Source organism: Streptomyces prasinopilosus, from assembly GCF_001419695.1.
GTDB classification, from domain to species: Bacteria; Actinomycetota; Actinomycetes; order Streptomycetales; family Streptomycetaceae; genus Streptomyces; species Streptomyces prasinopilosus.
The window spans coordinates 1-3,301 of record NZ_LIRG01000997.1 but is presented as its reverse complement, the minus strand read 5'-3'; the positions used below and the strand labels follow the sequence as shown (position 1 = coordinate 3,301).

At 74.2% G+C, this 3,301-nt stretch carries 3 protein-coding genes; all 3 read right to left on the bottom strand.

Annotated elements, in window-relative coordinates:
* Positions 1–27 precede the first annotated feature (27 nt).
* Positions 28–1,035 (bottom strand): acyl-CoA dehydrogenase family protein, encoded by a 1,008-nt coding sequence (locus AOK18_RS29510; RefSeq protein WP_240503365.1) that lies wholly within the window; start codon positions 1,033–1,035, stop codon positions 28–30.
* 28 nt (positions 1,036–1,063) lie between these two features.
* Positions 1,064–1,903 carry an alpha/beta fold hydrolase gene (locus AOK18_RS29505; protein ID WP_055696291.1) on the bottom strand — a complete coding sequence of 280 codons (840 nt, stop codon included), beginning with the start codon at positions 1,901–1,903 and terminating at the stop codon, positions 1,064–1,066.
* A 66-nt stretch (positions 1,904–1,969) separates the two neighbouring features.
* The coding region (locus AOK18_RS29500; protein WP_055696290.1) for an MmgE/PrpD family protein at positions 1,970–3,301 on the bottom strand (1,332 nt) is incomplete at its 5' end.

Genomic DNA, 3,301 nt, shown 5'->3' with positions numbered 1-3,301 from the left:
CCGGCGTTCGACCGCCGCCTGCCCCTCTCATGTCACCGGTTCGGCGGAAGGCGCGCGCCGGGCGATGCGGACCTGGTTGCGGCGGACCCGCAGCCGTTCCTCGGGCGGGAACCGTTCGTCGCGCTGTGCCCGCTCCCACATCCGCTCGATGTCGTCGAAGAGCTGCACCTCGCCCGCCTCCAGGTCGGAGATCGCCCGGCCGAGCACGGCGAGCTGGTGCGGGTCGCTGGCGGTCTTCACCCCGCGTGCGGTGACTCGGCTGCGCATCGAGGCGGTGAACGCGGCCAGGGCGCCCTGCGCCATCGCGACCGTGGCGGTGGTGATGCCCGCGGTGAACATCGGGTGGAAGGGCATCCGGTACAGCGGCGAGTCGCCGCGGCCGACCCGGTGGGCGAGGCCGCCGTCCTCCATCGGGGCCGGGTCGAGGATCCGGTGCCCGGGGACGAGCTTGTCCTCGATCACGATGTCCTTGCTGCCGGTGCCGCGCAGCCCGACGACGTCCCAGGAGTCCTGGACGATCTCGTAGTCCTGCCGGGGAAGGACGAAGTGGCGCAGCCCGCCCGGGACCGGCCTGCCGTCCTCGTCCACGATCAGGCCGCCGAGGATGATCCACCGGCAGTGGTCGGTGCCCGAGGAGAAGGGCCAGCGGCCGCTGAACCGGAACCCGCCCTCGACCGGGGTCGCGCGCCCCAGGGGGGCGTAGGGCGAGGCGATCCAGGTGTCCGGGTCCTCGCCCCAGATCTCCTTCTGCAGGGCGATGTCCATCTGGGCCACCTCGAACGCGTGGACGCCGACCACACCGGCCACCCAGCCCGCGGAGGAGGAGTGGACGCCGATGTCACGCAGGGTGCGGAAGAAGTCGACCGGACTGGCCTCGTGGCCGCCGAACTCCGCGGGCTGGAGCATCCGGATGACGCCGCTGGAACGCAGCACCTCCGCGGCCTCGTCGGTCAGCCGGCCCAGCTCGTCGCTGGGTGCGGCCTCGGCGGCGATCTCCTCGGCGCGGGCCAGGATCCGCTCGTGTACCTCGTGCATGGCAGAAGCCCTTTCTTCCTCTTCTTCCTCAGTTGTGGAGGAGGAAGTCGGTGACGGTGCGGTTGAACTCGTCGGCGTGCTCGAGCTGGGCCCAGTGGCCGCAGCCGGCCAGCAGCACCATCCGGGAGCGGGGCACCAGCGAGACGAGCTTCAGCGAGCTCTCGTAGTGCACGACCCGGTCGTCGCGGCCGTGGACGAACAGGGACGGTGCGGTGATGCCGGCGATCTGGGCGTGGGTGGCCATGTGCGGGCGCGGCCGGCCGATGCCGTCGGCGAAGTTGGCGAGGTGGTCCGGGCGCTCGACCGCGGCCCGGTGGCGCCGGCGGACCAGTTCCGGCGTGGCGTGCGCCGGGTCGAAGGTCATGACGTCGACCAGGTCGCGGAAGTTCTCCTCGGTGGGCTCGCGGTAGGTCCGCTGCAGCACCTTCACGCCCTCGCTCGGCCCGCCGCCGGGGACGAAGAGGTGGGCGCCGCCCACTCCGGCGCCCATGGTGACCAGGTGGCTGGTCCGTTCCCGGTGGGTCGCGGCGAACATGACCGAGGTGGCGCCGCCCATCGAGTTGCCGATGAACGCGGCCCGCTCGATCTCCAGGGCGTCGAGGAACTCCAGCGCGGTCGCGGCGTGGTCGCGGTCGTCGTAGCCGACCGGGTCGGACTTGCCCCAGCCGGGCATGTCGACGGCCAGGCAGCGGAACCGCTCGCCCAGGGCGCGGATGTTCGCCGCGAAGTTGTTCCAGCCGGTGGCGCCGGGGCCGGAGCCGTGCAGCAGGACGAGCGGGTGGCCCTCGCCGTACTCGTGGTAGTGGACGCGCCCGCTCGGCAGGTCCACGAAGCGGCTGGTCGCTTCCTCGGTGAAGGTGTCGGTCATGGTCCGGTTCCTCCTGGTGTCGGTACGGGCGGCCGGTGCGGGTCGCGGCCGGGGGTGCGGGCCGGGTCAGCCGTGGGCGGGCGGGCCGGCGAGGAGTGTCTGCAGGTCCCGGGGCTCGTCGGCGTCCGGGACGGCGTGGAGCGCGTCGAACCAGGACGCCTCCGCGGGCCCCCGCCCCACGCACTGGTGGAACTTGGCGGCCAGCTCGGCGGTCGAGAGCGGCCGGTGCGAGTCGCCGCGGGAGTGGTGGACGTCGCGGACCAGGAGCCGGCCGTCATCGGTGTGCAGCCGGACGACGGTGTGGCCCGGCTCCTCGGCCGGCGGCCGCTCGGCGAGTTCGATGCGGGCCATCAGACCGGCCACCCCCGGACGGCGCAGGGCCTCGTCGGTGAAGTCGCCGAGCAGCACGTTCCCGGTCAGCAGGGCGACGGCGAGGGTGTACTCCAGGGAGAACTTGGCCTCGAGCCCGTTGCCCGGCCCGGTGTCCCGCAGGGGGCGGGTGCCGCCGTGTTCGAGGGTCACCTCGATCCGTGCGATCCGGCCGACGTCGGCCCCCAGCTCCTCGCGCAGGGAGAGTCCCGCGTCGATCGCGCGCTGGGTGGCGAAGCAGGAGGGATAGGCCTTGATCGCGTAGTCGTCCACCCAGCCGGTCACCCAGTGCTCCAGCCGTTCCCCCAGGACCGCCGTGCGCCGCGGGTCGTGGTCGCCGAAGAGGTCCAGGAATCCGCCGCGTGCCTCCAGCTGGGCGGGGTTGGCGGTGAAGCCCCGGCGGGCGAGTCCCACGGCCATCACGGCGTCCCGGGACGCCAGGCCGGCGTGCATCGGCTTGGTCATCGTGCCGAAGTTCGCCAGGCTCCCGGACGCCTGGGAGGCGGCGATGCCCAGGGCGTGGGCGGTCGCGTCGCCGTCCAGGTCCAGCAGGCGGCAGCCGGCCGCGGTCGCGGCCAGCCGGCCGGTGGTGGAGGTGTTGTGCCAGCCCCGGCCGTAGTGGACGGCGTGCGGGAGCACCTCGGAGACCGCTCGGAAGACGGCGGAACCGACGCTGTAGGCGGCGTCGAGTTCGGCGCCGGTCACCGGACGGCGGGCGGCGAGCGCGAAGAGCGTCGGCAGCAGGACCGCGGCGGGGTGCATGGCCATCGAGGGGGCGGCGTCGTCCCAGTCCAGGGCGTGCGCGGCGGTGCCGTTGACCAGGGCGGCGGCGGCCGGTCCGAGTCTGCTCGCCGAGCCCCACACGGCCGCCGTCCCGGCCGGCGCGCCGGCGCCGGACGGCGCCTGGTCCTCGGCCCAGTCGCGCACCAGCACGGCCGCCGGTGTGCCGAGCCCGGCGACGGCGACCCCGACGGTGTCGGCGGTCAGGCCGCGCAGGGCCGCCCGGGTGGCGGGATCGGCGCGGCGGTC

Excerpts from the sequence above, each read along its gene's own strand:
- AOK18_RS29510 (WP_240503365.1), bottom strand. The coding sequence starts at position 1,035 with ATGCACGAGGTACACGAGCGGATCCTGGCCCGCGCCGAGGAGATCGCC.
- AOK18_RS29505 (WP_055696291.1), bottom strand. The coding sequence starts at position 1,903 with ATGACCGACACCTTCACCGAGGAAGCGACCAGCCGCTTCGTGGACCTG.